The sequence below is a fragment of the Gammaproteobacteria bacterium genome (assembly GCA_024235095.1).
Classification (GTDB): domain Bacteria; phylum Pseudomonadota; class Gammaproteobacteria; order Competibacterales; family Competibacteraceae; genus UBA2383.
The window spans coordinates 253,531-270,715 of the sequence record JACKNC010000002.1 but is presented as its reverse complement, the minus strand read 5'-3'; the positions used below and the strand labels follow the sequence as shown (position 1 = coordinate 270,715).

Here is a 17,185-nt window from a genome sequence, read left to right as displayed (position 1 = left end):
AAGTCAATATGATAGCAACGTCTCTACTATCGCCCCCGCCTCGGTAAACTCCCGATCCACTGTGGGCAACGCGGGGCGCTCCAGCATCACGACCGGGATGCGCAATTGCCGCGCCGCCCTCAATTTAGCCTCGACTGATCTTCCGCCGCTGTTCTTGGCGACCAGCACATCGACCCGATAATCCCGGAAGAGCGCTAATTCCTGCTCCAACGTAAACGGCCCGGTTGCGCACAGCAGGGTCAAGCGCGTTGCAGGCGGTGGTTCCGCCGCTAGGCAACGCACCAACCAGTGTTGATGTGCTGGAATATCAGTGACATAACGCAAGGGTTCCAGGCCAAGGGTGAAGAACGGGCGCTGAAATGGCCAGATCGCCTGTTGAATCCCGGCCCAGTCAGCGACGAAACGCCAGTCATCGCCGGGTTCCGGTCGCCAGGCCGGACGGCGGTAGGCCCAGAGCGGAATGCCTGCTTGCAGAGCGGCTTGAAAGGCATTCTGGCTGATTTGCGCGGCGTAGGGATGCGTAGCGTCGATCAGCAGTTCAATACCTTGCTCTCGCAGGAATAGCGCTAATCCCTGCGCGCCGCCGAACCCGCCGACCCGCACCGCGCCGGGCAACTCTGGGACGCGCCCCTTGCCGACGATGCTGTAAATGACCGGATGAGTCGGCGTTAACGCCCGCGCTAGCTGTAGCGCCTCGCCGATGCCGCCAAGCAGCAGGATACGCATGACCGCAAATCTCTAAATCCCGATCTTCGCCAACAATGCCTCCACTTCCATCGCCCGCGCCTCGACATCCGGCAATTCCCTGATAAACCGCAGCTTGTCCCGGCCATCGAGCTTGTACACTCTGGATTGTTGCTGAATCAATTGCACCAGCTTGGCCGGGTCCACCTTTGGCTGTGGCCCGAACACGATCCGCCCGCCTTTTGGCCCAGCCTCAATCTTCCGCACCCCTACCGGCATCGCTCGCAATTTCAACCCGGTCACCCGGAACAGGGTTTTCACCGGTTGCGGCAGCAGCCCAAAACGGTCAATCATTTCAACCTGCAACTCGCGCAGTTCCCCGTCATCACCGGCGCTGGCGATGCGCTTGTACAAAATCAGCCGGCTGTGAACATCGGGCAAATAGTCTTCGGGAATTAACGCTGGACTTTGCAAATCGATCTCCGGCCCGTGATCCAGCGGTCGATCCAGTTCTGGAACTTTCCCGGCTTTCAGCGCCTGCACCGCCCGCTCCAGCAGGTCCATGTACAGACTGAAACCGACTTCATGAATCTGGCCGCTCTGCGCCTCGCCCAATAACTCGCCCGCGCCGCGAATTTCCAGATCGTGACTGGCTAGCAGAAAACCGGCGCCCAAATCCTCCAGCGATTCAATCGCCTCAATGCGCTTGACCGCATCCGCCGTCATCGCCTTTTTGGGCGGAACGATCAGATAGGCATAGGCGCGATGGTGCGAGCGCCCCACCCGTCCGCGCAATTGATGCAACTGCGCCAACCCCAGCTTGTCGGCGCGATTGATCAAAATGGTATTAGCGCTAGGCACGTCGATGCCCGATTCAATAATGGTGGTGCACACCAGCAGATTGCAGCGGCGGTGATAAAAATCCAGCATCACCTGCTCCAGTTCCCGCTCGCGCATCTGACCGTGCGCTACGGCAATCCGCGCCTGCGGGGCCAGTTGCGCGACTTGCGCCGCCATGCGCTGAATGGTCTCGACTTCGTTGTGCAGGAAATAAATCTGACCGCCGCGCTTCAATTCCCGCTGACAGGCTTCGCGAATGGTCGCTGGGTTCCATTCCCCGACAAAGGTCTTAACCGCCAACCGTCCCGCTGGCGGCGTGGCGATAATCGACAAATCGCGCAACCCAGCCATCGCCATGTTCAAGGTTCGGGGAATCGGGGTGGCGGTCAGGGTTAGAATGTCCACCTCGGCGCGCAACGCTTTCAAGCGTTCCTTGTGCCGCACCCCGAAGCGATGTTCTTCGTCCACCACCACCAGTCCCAGTCGTTTGAACTGGATGCTGTCCTGTAACAATTTGTGAGTGCCGATCAAGATGTCGACTTTGCCTTCTGTCAGCGCCTTGAGCGTCTCTGCCTGCTGCTTGGCCGAACGGAAGCGGGACAGCATCTCAATACGCACCGGCCAGTCAGCGAAGCGATCCTGAAAATTCTGGTAATGCTGTTGAGTCAGCAGGGTGGTCGGCGTTAAAACCGCAACTTGCCGCCCGTCCTGCACCGCTACGAACGCCGCGCGCATCGCCACCTCGGTCTTGCCGAAACCCACATCGCCGCACACCACGCGATCCATCGGCTTGCCGGAACGCAGATCAGCGATCACCGCTTCAATCGCGGTTTGTTGATCGGCGGTTTCTTCAAAAGGAAAAGCGCTGGCAAAGGCGATGTAGTCGGCTTCAGCAAGGCCAAAAGCATGACCCGGTCGCGCCTCGCGGCGGGCATAAAGATCCAGCAACTCTGCTGCGGCATCGTTGACTTGTTCGGCTGCCTTGCGTTTGGCTTTTTCCCACTGACCGCTGCCGAGTTTGTGCAGCGGCGCATTCTCTGGCGCAGCCCCGGTGTAGCGGCTGAGCAGATGCAGCGCGGCGACGGGAACGTACAGCCGGTCGCTGCCCGCATACTCGACCACTACGAATTCGCCATCGATGCCCGCCGCTTCCAGCCGCTGTAACCCGGCATAGCGGCCAATGCCATGCTCCTCGTGAACAATGGGCGCGCCCAGACTAAGATCGCTCAGATTGCGGATAATGGTTTCGGGATCACGGCTCTGAGTGCGCCGGCGCGCCTGACGCACCCGCTCGCCGTATAACTGCGATTCGGCGATAATCGCCAGGGGCGGTTCGGTCAGAATTAGACCTTGCTCCAGCGGCGCAACGGTCAGCGCCAGGCGCAACGCTTCCCGCGTCAGAAACTCCGCCCAATCGCCGCAAACTACTGGCGACAAGCCATAGCTGCGCAAGGTTTCCAGCAGGACTTCACGGCGACCAGCGGACTCGACGGCGATCAGCGCCCGCCCAGGGAATTCGGTTAAAAACTGTTTCAGCGCTTGCGCCGGTCGTTCATGGCGCGGCTGAAAGGGCAGGGCCGGCGGCGGCAGGGTCGGATAGGCCACCCCACTATCCCCTACCGCACATAACTCAACCTGTGGATAACGCGCCAGCGCCCGATCCACCTGAGCCGCTTCAAGGAACAGCATCGAAGGCGGCAACAAGGGTCGTTCCGCGTCATAACGATGCTGCTCATAGCGATCCATGATTTGTTCCTGAAACGCCGCCATTGCCGCATCCACGCCTTCCAATCGAATCACCAGCGTACTTTCCGGCAAATGATCAAACAGCGTCGCCGCCTGTTCAAAGAACAACGGTAGGTAGTACTCAATGCCGCCCGGCGCATGGCCTGCGCTCACTTCGCGATAGACCGGACTCCGCTGTGGGTCGCCCTCAAAATGACGGCGCCAGGCTTGGCGAAAGCGGGTGATGGATTCCTTGTCCAGCGCGAACTCGCGCGCTGGCAACAACTGAATGGACTGCGCCTTGTTCACCGACAACTGAGTGTCCGGGTCGAAATCGCGGATACTCTCTACTTCATCGTCGAACAGTTCAATCCGATAGGGCCGCTCAGCGCCCATCGGGAACAGGTCGAGAATGGAGCCACGCACGGCAAATTCACCGTGCTCGACGACCTGCGACACACCGTTGTAGCCTGCCGCTTCCAAACGCTGGCGGAACGGGTCCAGCGCCAGATGTTCGCCCACGGTGAGCACCAAGGCGTAGCGATCCAGATAATCACGCGGCGCCAAGCGCTGCATCAACGTCGCTACCGGAGCCACCAGCACCCCGCGCCGCCGTTTCGGTAATTGATAGAGGCTCGCCAGGCGCTGCGAAAGGATGTCCTGATGCGGCGAAAATCCGTCGTAAGGCAGGGTTTCCCAGTCGGGAAACGCCAGAATCTCCAAGTCCGGCCCGCCGAAAATCCGCAATTCGGTTTCCAGCCGCAGGGTGGTCTGGCTGTCCGGTGCGACAACCAGCACTAGGCCGCGAAACCGGGTGGCGGCGGCAATGAGCAGGGCCTGCGCCGCGCCATGTAGCTGCGTCCAGTAGAGCGGTTGACGGTTGTCGGGAGGGAGAACGGCTTGCAGGGGTGATGGCAGGTTGGCGATCTGGATAGCAGCCGACATGGATTTATGGATTTCAAGTAAAAAAATAGGGACGATATTCTAACATCAGCGGTTGCTTTTGGCCTGGAAGACGCGGAATACTGATTTTTGAATCAGCCATCAATGTTAACAGATTACTTACTTATCAACTATTCTTGGAAGACGGAAGCTTCGGATCGGGGCGTCCTGGCGGCATTGACCCCAGTTACGATCCCATGGCTCCAAATTGTGCTCGATAAAAACGACCTAACTCATCCAAGAGAGATACCCGATGACAACCACGATTCCCTCATTCCCCTGTTGCCAACATCTGCATGACGATTCGCCCGCTGGACTCAACCGCCGCCGCTTTATCCAGTTAGCGGCTCTGGGCGGCGGCGCGGCGCTGCTAGGGCTAGCTACGCCTTGGCGGTTGGCCCAAGCCGAAGCCGGGCACGGGACCGCCAAGTCCGACGCCGCCCCGGCAGCGCACGGCACTGAGGCCCTGTTGCTGAGTTGCATGGACTACCGATTGATTGATGATATGGTCAAATACATGGATGGGCGCGGCCTGACCGATCAGTATGATCATGTCATTCTGGCGGGCGCTTCCCTGGGGGCGCTCACCAGCGAGTTCAAGGACTGGAACAAGACGTTCTGGGAACATCTCAAGATTTCCATTGATCTGCACCACATCAACCGGGTGATCGTGATGGATCATCGGGACTGTGGCGCTTACAAGGTGATTCTGAAAGCGGATTTTGCCAAGGATCCGACGCTGGAGGAGAATGTTCACGCCAAATACCTGCGCGACTTGAAGCAGGCAATCCAGAAGACGTATCCGAAACTGGAAGTAGAAACCCTGCTGATGAATCTGGATGGCACGGTGCAGACGGTCCCTGAGCCAACCGCCTGATTCGGAACCCGTCGCCCGTCAAAATCCCCCTCCACCCCCCTTTTTCAAGGGGGAGATCAAGACCGATGGAGGAACGAGAACAGCAGGTTATTGGCGATTCATTGCGAGTTGCCTTACTTGCGGCCAACCGTTACTTGCCGGTACTGGGGCTTGACCCCACCACGGACCTGCTTGCCCAATTCAATAGTTCGCAATGGAATTCCGGGAAACCGCTCCCGGAATCGTTCGATGGAATAGGCGGTGCAGGTCGGACAGCAATCGATCTCGGTCACAATCACCACAGCCGCCACTTTCTTGATATCACGGGAGAGCGCCGCCTGCTCGCTGGCGTGTTGGCGCTGACGCTGGAGAATGAAGCGGTAAAGCGGATCGCGCGGCAGGAATTGTTTCCGGTAAGCAGCCTGCCGCGCCTCCAGGGTTGCACACAGATAGTTCAACAGCTTCGGCTCGGTATGATGCTGCGCCATGCCATCGCAACCGAAACGCTCGTTAGCCGGAACCTTGTCATACACATTTGGGATCAGATGCAACCCCAGCCGGACCGATTCGGCAATGGCGCTGTCGTTGGAGTACGCAGTCAAAACTTCGGAAGAGCCATCCTGAAAGCGGATCAGCGCCAGGCAAATATTATGTTCCTCAGTATCATAGTTTTTTCGGTAATCCATTGCCTGATTCAATTCGGTGCGCTTCAGGGCAATCGCCATTTCGATATCGCCGCGATCCCAGCCGCGTGGATCGAGCTTGAGGTATTCAGGTAAACCACTGTTGATCCCCAGTGGAGGGGGCGGACAGGCGCCGTTCAGGCAGGTGATTTCGGACATGGGGATCTCACTTTCACAAATGTTGTCTTGCTGACCTGGTTGTAATGGCGGTTCGTCTATTCTCTGATGGTCACACCTCTAGCCCTAAGATGATCAATCATCAAATTTCCACCATCTCGAAGTCATCCTTGGTCACGCCACACTCGGGACAGATCCAATCCGCGGGCACATCTTCCCAACGGGTGCCCGGTGGAATACCGTCTCCGAGCCATCCCTTTTCCTCATCATAGATAAAACCACAAATCAAACACATATACTTCTTCATCCGATATACTTCCCAATGGTTGCAATTTGACGGAAAACCATTGTCCCATGCAGAGGCGTCCTGAAAAAGCCTCTGCCTTGCTGAAATTTTAGGCAACATCCGCCCTGATAAGGACTCCAATCATGTATTCATTTTCCACTGGAGCATCGGCTTGACTGATTCCCTTCCTTCCACACCGCCGGTTGTCATGACCCTGGCCGGCAACGATCCTTGTGGGGGCGCTGGCATCGCCGCCGACATCGAAACCCTGATCAGTCTGGGCTGCCACCCTGCGCCGGTCATTACCGCCCTGACCGTGCAAGACACGCGCAACGTCCAGGCGTTATGGCCGGTCGCCGCTGAAGAGTTGCTGGCGCAGGCGCGGGCGGTATTGGAAGATTTGCCGGTGCTGGCGTTCAAAATTGGAGTCATCGGGAATACCGACAATGCTCTGGCTCTGCATACCTTGCTCAGCGCCTATTCCCATATCCCGGTCGTGCTGGACCCCATATTAGCAGCGGGCGGCGGGGCCGCGTTGGCGGATAACGGTCTGATTGAAGCGATTCAGACGCTGCTGCTGCCGTTGACCACCGTGCTGACGCCCAACAGTATCGAAGCGCGCCGACTGGCCCCGGAGGCCGATACGCTGGAAGCCTGCGCCATGGCCCTGCTGGCGCGCGGTTGCCGCTATGCGCTGATTACTGGCGGACATGAACCTGAATCGTCTACTGAGGTTATCAACCGGTTGTATGGCAATAACCGGTTACTGGAAACTTATCACTGGCCGCGCCTGCCCGCCCATTATCATGGCTCTGGTTGTACTCTAGCCGCTGCGATCGCCGCCCTGCTCGCGCAAAGCCGTGGCCTGATCCCGGAGGAAGTCATCCCTACGGTTATCCATCGCGCTCAGGACCATACATGGCGCTCCCTGCAAGCGGGCTATGCCATCGGCAGCGGGCAACAAATTCCCAATCGCATGTACTGGGCCAGCGCTTCCCGAGGTTAGATATGGGTCAAACCTTTGCTTGTCAAGGGCTTTATGTGGTTACCGACGCCTTGCTGATTCCCGACGAACGGTTGCTCATTGCTGTTGAGCAAGCTCTGCTCGGCGGCGCACAGATGGTCCAGTACCGGGATAAAAGCGCCGATATCGCGCGGCGACGGGCGCAGGCGCAAGCGCTGAATGTTTTATGCCAACGTCATGATGCGCCATTGATCATTAATGACGATGTGGAATTGGCCGCCGAGGTTGGCGCAGCGGGCGTCCATATTGGCCAGGACGATCCGCAATACGCTACGGCCCGCGCTCGCCTAGGCGCGAAAGCGCTGATTGGCGTTTCCTGCTATAACCGTCTGGGCCTGGCGCTGGCTGCTGAACAGGCGGGCGCGAATTATGTGGCGTTTGGAGCCTTTTTCCCGTCACCGACTAAACTGACGGAAATCCGCGCGTCGCTGGAATTGTTGCGGGAAGCGCGCACAGCATTGACCGTTCCCGTTATCGCTATTGGCGGTATTATCCCGGAAAATGCGCTCCCACTGCTGGAAGCGGGCGCGGATGCGCTGGCGGTCATCAGCGGGGTGTTTGGCCAACCCGATATTCAGGCCGCCGCCGCGCGTTACGCGGCTTTATTTGCGTGAGGACCCCTACGATGACGACTCGTTCCGAACAATTATTTGCTGAAGCCCAACGCTACATTCCCGGAGGCGTCAACTCGCCGGTCCGCGCCTTTCGCGGCGTCGGCGGCGCGCCCATCTTCTTTAAGCGGGGGGAAGGCGCTTATCTGTATGATGAAGATGACAAACGCTATCTCGACTATGTCGGTTCCTGGGGACCCATGATCCTCGGCCATGCTCATCCGGCGGTGATCCGCGCCGTGCGGGAAGCCGCTAGTCGCGGCCTGAGTTTCGGCGCGCCGACCGAGATTGAAACAGTCATGGCTGCGCGGATTCAGGAATTGATGCCTTCCATGGAATTGGTGCGGATGTGCAACTCCGGCACCGAGGCGACCATGAGCGCGATCCGCCTGGCGCGCGGGTTCACCGGACGCAACCGGATTGTCAAGTTTGAGGGCTGCTACCACGGCCACTCCGATTCCCTGCTGGTCAAGGCGGGTTCCGGAGCGCTGACCTTGGGCGTACCGACCTCGCCGGGCGTACCGACGGCGTTAGCGGCTTACACCGTGACCTTGACCTATAACGATCTGCTGCAAGTTCGTCAGGTCTTTTCCGAAATGGGCGAGGAAATCGCCGCGGTGATTGTTGAACCGGTAGCCGGCAATATGAACTGTATTCCTCCGACGCACGGCTTCCTGGCTGGATTGCGGCAGATTTGCGACCGCTATCAAACCGTGCTGATTTTTGACGAGGTGATGACAGGATTCCGGGTGGCGCGTGGCGGCGCGCAGGAGTTGTACAAGGTCAAGCCGGACCTGACCACGCTTGGCAAAATCATTGGCGGCGGAATGCCGGTGGGCGCCTTTGGCGGTCGCCGGGACATCATGGAAAAACTGGCGCCGCTCGGGCCGATCTACCAGGCTGGCACCCTGTCCGGCAATCCAGTCGCCATGACCGCCGGTCTGGTGACCCTGGACTTGATTTCAATGCCCGGTTTTCATGACCAACTCGCTGCCAAAACCGAGCAATTGTGCAAAGAGTTGACTGCGGCAGCCAGTGAAAACGGTGTGCCGCTCACCATGAATCATGTTGGCGGAATGTTCGGGTTATTTTTTTCCACCGAACCCGTCGCCAGTTATGCTCAGGCAGTGGCTTGCGACATTCAGCGATTCAAGACTTTCTTCCATGGCATGTTGGCCGAAGGCGTCTATTTCGCACCGTCCGCGTTCGAGGCTGGGTTTATGTCCTCGGCGCACACCGAAGAGGATATTGATGCTACGGTCCTCGCCGCCCGGCAGGTATTCGCGCACATATAGTGGATGGGGCGCATCCTGTGCCCCACTGTCTGAGCGAATCATCGCCACAATCTGATGAAAATCAAATATTCAACGGGTCAGCTATTTCACCACGGGCCGATAAATCACCTCCAGCTCCGTTCCTTCGCTTTGCAAGAAGTCGATCATCTGACCCTGCATTTCCGCCGTAGCCCCAAAAGAGGCGGCGGGGCTGATGATCGAACTGTGATCGCCTTCGGTAAAGCGCACAATGGCGCGCAGACCCTGGTCATTCCATGCCGAGCGGCTGATGGATTGCAAACCCATGATCCGTGCCAGCGGTTCGGTCCCGGATAGCGGCGCGTCTGCGACGGTATTGGGTATCACCTGATCAGGCAGCGAGCCAGTGCTGCCGACGACTTCAATCAGATAGATGGGATGCAGGCGGGCTGCTTCAGCGCCGTAATTGATCGGATCACCGGCATCCACGGCGGTTTGGTAACTGTTGATGTAGGATTCATATTCAGGCGTACCCTTGATCAACCCGGCATTGGCCAAACCGGCGGCAATGCGCGGTCCAAATGTTGCGGAGCCATCGAGCAATTTTGGCAGGCCGCCGCCTGGCATGGCCAAGGTTGCGCTGGTCACTGCATTCTCGATACCCAAAAAAGTTCCCCCCACAATACCGCCAAGCGAATGCCCGACGAATTGCAGTCGTCTGGCGTCCAAATCCGGTTGTTGATCGCTGTTCAGGTCGATGAGAGGCAGGGTTGCCGTCAGTTGTCGCAAATCCTGAGCGCTTTCACGCAGATTGTCCCGGGTAGTCAACATGCTTTGCAAGTTAATAAAGTAACTGCCAGAGGCGTCAATCACGCCATCCGGGCCAGGCGCGCCCGTTTCGTTATTGACCAAATCCAGATCAAACGTGCGCTCTATGCCTGGCAGGTAAAACGGATTATTGACATCCGTGACGCCATGCAAGGGTAGATCAATCGCGACGGCTGCGAACCCGGCGAACGACAGCGCATCAGCAACCGCGAACAGATCGGTGCGATTGCGGGTGATGCCATGCTGGAAGATCACTACTGGCCATCCGCGCGCCGGTTTGCGCTGCCCGCTCCTGGCGTTGGGCACGGTCATCAGCACCGGGATTTGCAGGGTCGCAGTCGCTGCCGGCAACGGGTTGTAGCGCGTGACAGCACCGCCTTCAGCGGTTTGCCAGGAGCCGCTCAATGGTTGCTCTTTGTTCAGGTAATAAGGAATCGCCAGCGCGCCAGCGTAAATGTCGGAGAAACCGGGCAAGCCTAGGCCAAGCGCCACCGTGGTCGCGCCGGTCGGCTGCACTGTCATACCTATGGGCTTGAGATCCTCACGCAGAGCCGTGAACGCATCATCAATGGACTGGGTCATGAACGTCCAGCTCAGCACGATGCTGCTGCGGGCCACGCCCTGACTGGCGGCGGCGTTTTCCTGGTTGTTAGTCAATTGCCGCAAAGGCTCCAGCGCCTGGGCCTCGGCGTTGCTCAGACCCGGAATCACGCTTTGACCATTGGCGTCCACGAGAGGACTCGTCCGCTGAGTGAGCGCATAGGTGGGCGAGGGTGACGCCTCGAAACCGCTGCGATCTTCGATGCCCCTGGTGAGTACGGCCAGATAACCGGTTTTTGGCGTTAACGGGCGCAACGGATGGATATTCAGCGTGGTCTGATCCGGATCTTGCGGCAACAAATTAACGCTGTAATCCTCATCAGCCTGCAATTCGCGTTTAACCGCGGTGATCTGGAACGCTCCAGGATGCGTCGGGTCCAGGAACGGATTGACCAGATCCACTTCGAACACCCGCACCGTATCGCCGGCCTGAACAGTGTCCGCATTCAGAGTACTGGAGAATTGTGCGGTCAGCGGCGCGACGGTGGAAAATCCGTCTAGAGCGTTCAACGCAAGACGTGGATCTGCTGAATTATCGGGATCGGGAACCGGAATATTCAGTGTACCGTCGGTCGAACCGCTGAATAATAGATTGGTCGGGAAGGGAAGCTCGCTAGTAGCGGGATTGAATTTTGCGTAAAAATCAGGGCGGGTCGCGGCCTGGATCGGATGAACCACAGTCAAACCCAGGGCAAGACACAGGGGGACAAGCCGGAAGGTTTTTATTGAACTTTGCATGGCGGTACTCTACGACAGTGGTCGAGCAGGGAAACTCGGGTAGTTTGCCCAATAGAAATCTCAATGTTTGTCGGTTTTTTTGGAGCGACTGATATAAAGTATAGATACTCTGGTCCGTTTTGACTTTGACGACATTGGCTATACTGAGCAGACCAGTTTAATCTTCAGAGGTCATCATCTGAATTTTCAGATGAGTTCATAGTCCTATTAGCCGCATTTCCGCCAATTCCTGGTCGAGCGTCGCCATGAAGCCGTTTCTACAGCGTTATTTACCGGATTGCCATCAGTTGCGCACACACAGGAATTTGCGCTTCCTCGGTGACCTGTTGCACGATCCCCGTCTTTGGCATTTTAGTCGCCGCTCGACCGTGCGCGGATTAACCGCCGGTATGTTTTTCGCGTTCGTTCCGGTTCCCTGGCAAATGTTGCTGGCCGCCACTGCCGCTGCGTTGATGCGCTTCAATCTGCCGGTGGCGGTGGCCATGGTATGGATCACTAATCCGCTGACGATTCCACCGGTTATGTTCGCTTGTTACCAGTTTGGCGCCTGGTTGCTGGGTCGGCCACCGCTGGACTGGACTTTTGAACCTACGCTGGCATGGTTGCTGCGCAGGGCAGGCGATATCGGCTGGCCGTTGCTTGTCGGTTCAATGACCACGGCGGTGATCGCCAGCACCCTGACCTTTATCATTGCCCATCTGCTTTGGCGCTGGCACATCATCAACAAATTCCGCCGCCGCCACCGGATTGTGGTTTGTTCGGGTTGAATCTCCAATTGGGCTGACTAAAACCCGCCTCACAGCGCCATCGAAAAAGTTGTACCATTCCTCAGTTTCGTTCAGGCCGGCTGGTTTTGATGCGCCGCCGATTTTTTCATTCAGGTAATACGCTGCATGTCATCTCTCATTGAACGTTTTGAACAGCTCGTGCTGTCCCCTCCTCTGTTGGAAACCCTCAAGGAACTGGGTTACGAGGCGCCCTCACCCATTCAGGCCGCAACCATTCCCCCCATGCTGGACGGTTGCGATGTGCTGGGCCAGGCCCAGACCGGCACCGGCAAGACCGCGGCGTTCGCCCTGCCCATCCTGGAAAAGTTGAGTTTAAGCAGCCGGGAGCCGCAGGCGCTGGTGCTAACGCCGACTCGTGAATTGGCCATCCAGGTCGCGGAAGCTTTCCAGGGCTATGCTCGCCATATCCCTGGATTTCATGTGCTGCCGATTTATGGCGGCCAAAGCATGAGTCTGCAACTCCGTCACCTGCGCCGTGGCGTACATGTTGTCGTCGGCACGCCGGGCCGGGTCATGGATCATCTGCGCCGGGAAACTCTGTCCCTGGCGGCGCTGCGCACCGTTGTATTGGATGAGGCTGATGAAATGCTACGCATGGGTTTCATCGACGATGTGGACTGGATTCTCGAACAAACGCCAGCGGAAAAGCAGGTCGCGCTGTTCTCGGCCACCATGCCCGAACCCATCCGCCGGGTCGCGCACCGTCATTTGCGCGATCCCCATGAAGTCAAGATCGAAACCCGCACCGCCACAGTCGCCACGGTTCGGCAGCGTTATTGTCAGGTCGGCGCTCAACACAAGCTTGATGCCCTGACCCGGGTTCTGGAAGTCGAAGACGCCGATGCGATTCTGATTTTCGTGCGCACCAAGATTGCTGCTACTGAGCTGGCGGAACGCCTGGAAGCGCGTGGTTATCCGAGCGCCGCCCTGCATGGCGACATGACCCAGGCTCTGCGCGAAAAAACTATCGAACAATTGCGCGGTGGCAGTCTCGACATTGTCGTCGCCACCGACGTCGCAGCACGCGGGCTGGATGTACAACGTATCAGTCACGTGATTAATTACGACATTCCCTACGATACCGAAGCCTATATCCATCGTATTGGTCGCACCGGACGGGCGGGACGAGCGGGCGATGCGATTCTTTTTATTGCGCCTCGCGAACTACGTTTGTTGCGCGCGATTGAAAAAGCCACCCGGCAACCGATTGAACGCATGCCGTTGCCGACGCCCGAGGCGATTACCGGCCACCGGCTGGCTCAGTTCAAGCAGCAGGTTGGCGAAGTCTTTAATAGCCAAGATCTCGGTTTTTTCCAGGAACTGATCACCGAAATCGAACGGGAACAGGAAATGAGCGCCTATGATATTGCTTCGGCGCTGACCTACTTGGCGCAACGCGACCGCCCGTTCCAGTTCGAGGACGCGATTCCCAAAGATGCGGAGAAGGAGCGCGCGAGACCGCCGGGGCGGGCCACCCGTGAAGGGCGTTCAAGCCGGGGCGAACGATCTGCGCGGGATGCCGCTGATTTCGACAAGATTCGCTACCGGATTGATGTAGGCCGCGAACATGGGGCCACGCCGCAGAACATCATGGGCGCCATTGCGAACGAGGCGGGTATTGAGGGACGCTACATCGGGCGTATCGAGATTCATAATGACTACAGCACGGTGGATCTCCCCGATGGGATGCCCCCGGAGATTTTCCAGCACCTCAAGCGGGTGCGGGTGCGACAACAAATGTTGAACATCCGCCGCCTGGATGGTGCCGAACCTGAGCGGAAGCGACCAGGAAAGCCTAAAGCCGAAAGAGGTTCCAGTCATCGGGAACCGGCGGTGGAACGAAAATCCCACCGCCGGCGTTCGACTCAACCAACGGTGGATTGATTATTTGGCTGCTATTATAGCCGAACAGTTTTAGCGGGTTTTCATTTACATAAAGGGGAGTTTTTGTAATTTTTATGAATCATAATGCAGTGCGCCATGCATCCAAACACCTGCAGAAAGATCGCCAAGCAACATTCGCAAGAGACGCCGGGCTGGGTAGTCCGTGACATCGCGCCGAGCGAATGGGCCGAGCAAGCGATCCAGCCCTTGCTGGTCGATTTGACGACGCCCCCGCCGCGATTCGAGCCGTATCAGGAGCGCTCATCACCGACATGGATCATCCCTGACGACTGCTCCGCGAAGATCCCCGCGCGGTTGATCGGCTGTATTCATCTTTCCATTGAGTCCGAACCCCATAACAACTATGGCCGTTCGTATTATTACGACTGGGGGCGCTCGGTCGTGGTCCCCCTGTACTGGGTCGACGCGAGCGATGGAAGTCATCAGGTCGCCATCGCCCCCGAACGGGTTGGCGAGCACGGCTACTACTATCCACTGCTGAAGATGGACGAACTGCGCTATCTGGCCAGTCCGGAGGCCCTGCGCGCATTGCTCAAGGTGTTCCTGGACGGGTTGCGGCAACGCGCCTTCAAGCAACGAAAAGCCAGCAAGGTGCGCAACTTGCAAACCCAGGCGATCCAGGCGCAGGTGCGACAAATCGCTAACGAGGAACGGTTCGCCTTCCGCATTGCCACCTCAGCGCGCCTGATCAGGATCGAGGTGCGGCTGGACGAAAACAATCAGCTTACTCTCTCAGTACCCTTCACCGAATTCGAGAATGCCCTGCCGCAACTGCGCGAGATGATCGTCAACCTGCGGGCGTTGCATCAGCGTCGGATCCGCTTCAAGACCCATCAATGCGGGTATAGATCCGGTTCCTGGATCGAACCCGATCTACCTCCCGAGGTCGATTCGATATCTTCGTAACCATTCAGTTTCTCTTTGAAAGAGGCAGGGGGAATTTTGGCGATTCGTCTCGATGCCCACGAACTGGTCGCGGTTCTGAAAATGACCCCGGCGCGCCAGAACATCATGGTGGTCGGTAAGCACGGCATTGGTAAATCCGAACTGATCCGCGACGTTTACGCGCAGCAGGGTTTGCCGGTCGAGTGCTTCTTCCTAGGCCAGATGAGCGACCCCGGCGATCTGATCGGCCTGATGCACAAGGATGAACAGACCGGGCATTCGGTGTTTCTGCCGCCGTACTGGTGGCCGCTTAGTCAGGAGCCGATTGTCCTGTTTCTGGATGAACTCAACCGGGCGCGGCCCGAAATCCTCCAGGCGGTTTACGACCTGGCGCTGAACCGGCGACTGGCCGGCAAATCCCTGCCGCCGGGCAGTCGGGTGGTTGCCGCGATCAACCACGGTGATGAATATCAGTTGACCGAGCTCGACCCGGCTCTGGTATCGCGCTTCAACCTTTACGAATTCGCTCCGACCGTTGAGGACTGGCTGCTGTGGGCCAGGGCGAAGGATCTAGATAGCCGGGTGATCGATTTCATCCACGAGCAGTCGTTTCATCTGGACGGGGCGCGCACCACCGAGGATCTGGCGGGCTTTTCCGATTTGGCCAAAACGCCGGATCGGCGCGCCTGGGTGCGGGTCGCCGAATTCATCCAGCCCCATGTGGCGCTGGACGGGCTGCACATCAAGGCTATCGCCGGCATGGTCGGCACGGCAGCAGCGGTCGCGTTTCAGCAGTATCTCGACGCCACCCAGCAGGTGACCTCGGAACAGGTGCTGCGGCGTTGGCGCGAGCATCAGGCGCAAGTGAAGAAACTCGCCTTGCACGAACTGATTCAGCTCAACGAGCGTCTCCTACTCTGGCTGCACGGCCTCCAGCCGCCGGTTCCAGATGCTAAAACCCTGTTGAGCAACTTGCTGGCCTATCTGAAAATGCTCAAATCCGCCCGGCATAACGAGGCCTTGGCGCACTTCGCTTCGCTGCTGGAAAACCCCAAATTCGAGCGCGCCATGGCGCTCTGTTCGGGATCGGTGGAGATTTTGACGTTGCTCACCGATTACATTGCTGGGATCAAGGGGTGAGCGCATGGCCGCTGCGCCTCTGGCACGTGAACGCATCGGGCGGATTCTGGAACGCTGGTTCCTGACCGAACCGTTGCTGTTCAGCCTGTGGAACGATCATCGCGTGACCAGCGCCCCAGTCGCGACGATCTGGGTCGGGTCGGGCGTGATCGCCTACAACCCGGCGTTTATCGACAGCCTGTCGCCAGCGGAACTGGAAGCAGTGATGCGCTGTGAGGCAGTGCGCATCCTGTTGAAGCATCCCTATTCGCGCCGGCTGTTGCCCCCGCAAATCGCCTGGCAGGCTAGCAACCTGACCCTGCGCGAACATTTGGGAACGTTGCCGTTGCCGTTACCCCAGGCGGTGGAGGTCTTCGGTCACCACGATTACGACCAACAATTCTACGAGTTCTATCACCATCGCCTGCTGGAACAGGCATCCTCGGCTCAGGTATCTTTCCCTGCGGCAGGGGCGGGCCCTTCGTCCCCGACTCGACAGGACGGGGGTGAAGGGTCAGCGCCCGATCAGCTTGACGACTACGTCCATTCGCCCCGCGTGGGTCTGGAAAACACCCAGGAGTGGGACGAGGACGACCTGTTCAGCGACCGCATTGATGAGCGGGTCACCGACGCGGAATTGAATCGGAGCTGGGGAACGCTGCCGGGCGCGATCCGCCTGCGAGTGCTGGCTAATCGCCAGCCACGGCTGGATTATCGCAGTATCCTGCGTCTGTTCCATCGCTCAATCTTGTCGCGGCGACGGCGTTTAACCCGAATGAAACCCAGCCGGCGTTACGGATTTCAGTACATGGGCAGCCGCTACGATTTCACCACCCGGCTGCTGGCGGCGGTGGATGTCAGCGGGTCGATGAGCAACGAGGACATTCAGCTCGGCTTTTCGCTGGTCAACTGCTTTTTCCAGTACGGCATCGACAGCATCGATGCGATTGCCTTCGATACCGAGGTCCACGGCGAAGCCCTGAAGCTCAAGCAGGCGCGTCGAGAGATCATAGTCACAGGACGCGGCGGCACCAATTTCAACGCGGTGATCGATTATGTCGACGCGCATCCCGGCTATGACGGAGTGATTATTTTCACCGATGGTTTTGCCCCTACCCCACGCTCGCCGCGCTCGCCGCACGTCCAGTTACTCTGGGTCTTCATTGACGAAAAGACGTATCAGGCCGGCGCCGCACCGTTGCGCAAGCGGGGACGAGCAGTGTTTCTCAAAAATAATACAAATTCTCAGTAGGTTTTATATTTCCCGCGTAGGGCGGGTTAGCGAAGCGTAACCCGACGAA

Annotated in this window: 14 protein-coding genes; 9 read left to right on the top strand and 5 right to left on the bottom strand. The window is 58.2% G+C overall.

The window, feature by feature from the left end:
- Positions 1-3: 3 nt before the first annotated feature.
- Together H6973_14330 and mfd are read right to left on the bottom strand one after the other, a co-directional pair.
- Positions 4-726, bottom strand: coding sequence for a cobalt-precorrin-6A reductase (locus H6973_14330; GenBank protein ID MCP5126764.1), 723 nt, complete (start codon positions 724-726; stop codon positions 4-6).
- Between the two features lie 12 nt (positions 727-738).
- Positions 739-4,194: a transcription-repair coupling factor gene (gene mfd / locus H6973_14325; protein MCP5126763.1), complete on the bottom strand. Its 3,456-nt coding sequence runs from the start codon at positions 4,192-4,194 to the stop codon at positions 739-741.
- Between the two features lie 250 nt (positions 4,195-4,444).
- Between mfd and H6973_14320 the strand changes: the two genes are divergently transcribed.
- On the top strand, positions 4,445-5,068 hold the full coding sequence (locus H6973_14320) for a twin-arginine translocation signal domain-containing protein (GenBank protein ID MCP5126762.1): 624 nt from the start codon (positions 4,445-4,447) through the stop codon (positions 5,066-5,068).
- 113 nt (positions 5,069-5,181) lie between these two features.
- Here the strand turns inward: H6973_14320 and H6973_14315 are convergent, their stop codons facing one another.
- Positions 5,182-5,889, bottom strand: a complete 708-nt coding sequence (locus H6973_14315; GenBank protein MCP5126761.1) for a hypothetical protein — start codon at positions 5,887-5,889, stop codon at positions 5,182-5,184.
- 100 nt (positions 5,890-5,989) lie between these two features.
- A complete protein-coding gene (locus H6973_14310; protein MCP5126760.1) occupies positions 5,990-6,154 on the bottom strand; it encodes a rubredoxin in 165 nt (54 codons plus the stop codon).
- 187 nt (positions 6,155-6,341) lie between these two features.
- On the opposite strand from H6973_14310, the gene H6973_14305 reads away from it, so the two are divergent.
- From H6973_14305 to hemL, 3 genes are read left to right on the top strand one after another with little or no spacing between them, the layout of a single operon-like run.
- On the top strand, positions 6,342-7,139 hold the full coding sequence (locus H6973_14305; GenBank protein ID MCP5126759.1) for a hydroxymethylpyrimidine/phosphomethylpyrimidine kinase: 798 nt from the start codon (positions 6,342-6,344) through the stop codon (positions 7,137-7,139).
- A 2-nt stretch (positions 7,140-7,141) separates the two neighbouring features.
- Entirely contained in the window at positions 7,142-7,771 is a 630-nt protein-coding gene (locus H6973_14300) for a thiamine phosphate synthase (GenBank protein MCP5126758.1), read from the top strand.
- Positions 7,772-7,782: 11 nt separating this feature from the next.
- Positions 7,783-9,063, top strand: coding sequence for a glutamate-1-semialdehyde 2,1-aminomutase (gene hemL, locus H6973_14295; GenBank protein MCP5126757.1), 1,281 nt, complete (start codon positions 7,783-7,785; stop codon positions 9,061-9,063).
- A gap of 81 nt (positions 9,064-9,144) precedes the next feature.
- On the opposite strand, the gene H6973_14290 is transcribed toward hemL, so the two are convergent.
- A complete protein-coding gene (locus H6973_14290) occupies positions 9,145-11,187 on the bottom strand; it encodes a lipase (protein MCP5126756.1) in 2,043 nt (680 codons plus the stop codon).
- Between the two features lie 245 nt (positions 11,188-11,432).
- Between H6973_14290 and H6973_14285 the strand changes: the two genes are divergently transcribed.
- The 5 genes from H6973_14285 to H6973_14265 all read left to right on the top strand — a co-directional run bounded on the left by H6973_14285 (position 11,433) and on the right by H6973_14265 (position 17,136).
- Complete coding sequence (locus H6973_14285) at positions 11,433-11,954, top strand: DUF2062 domain-containing protein (GenBank protein MCP5126755.1); 522 nt, start codon at positions 11,433-11,435, stop codon at positions 11,952-11,954.
- 126 nt (positions 11,955-12,080) lie between these two features.
- Positions 12,081-13,859, top strand: a complete 1,779-nt coding sequence (locus tag H6973_14280; GenBank protein MCP5126754.1) for a DEAD/DEAH box helicase — start codon at positions 12,081-12,083, stop codon at positions 13,857-13,859.
- Positions 13,860-13,955: 96 nt separating this feature from the next.
- Positions 13,956-14,786, top strand: a complete 831-nt coding sequence (locus tag H6973_14275; GenBank protein MCP5126753.1) for a hypothetical protein — start codon at positions 13,956-13,958, stop codon at positions 14,784-14,786.
- Between the two features lie 36 nt (positions 14,787-14,822).
- On the top strand, positions 14,823-15,905 hold the full coding sequence (locus H6973_14270; protein MCP5126752.1) for an AAA family ATPase: 1,083 nt from the start codon (positions 14,823-14,825) through the stop codon (positions 15,903-15,905).
- A gap of 4 nt (positions 15,906-15,909) precedes the next feature.
- Positions 15,910-17,136, top strand: a complete 1,227-nt coding sequence (locus tag H6973_14265; protein MCP5126751.1) for a hypothetical protein — start codon at positions 15,910-15,912, stop codon at positions 17,134-17,136.
- Positions 17,137-17,185: the final 49 nt, after the last annotated feature.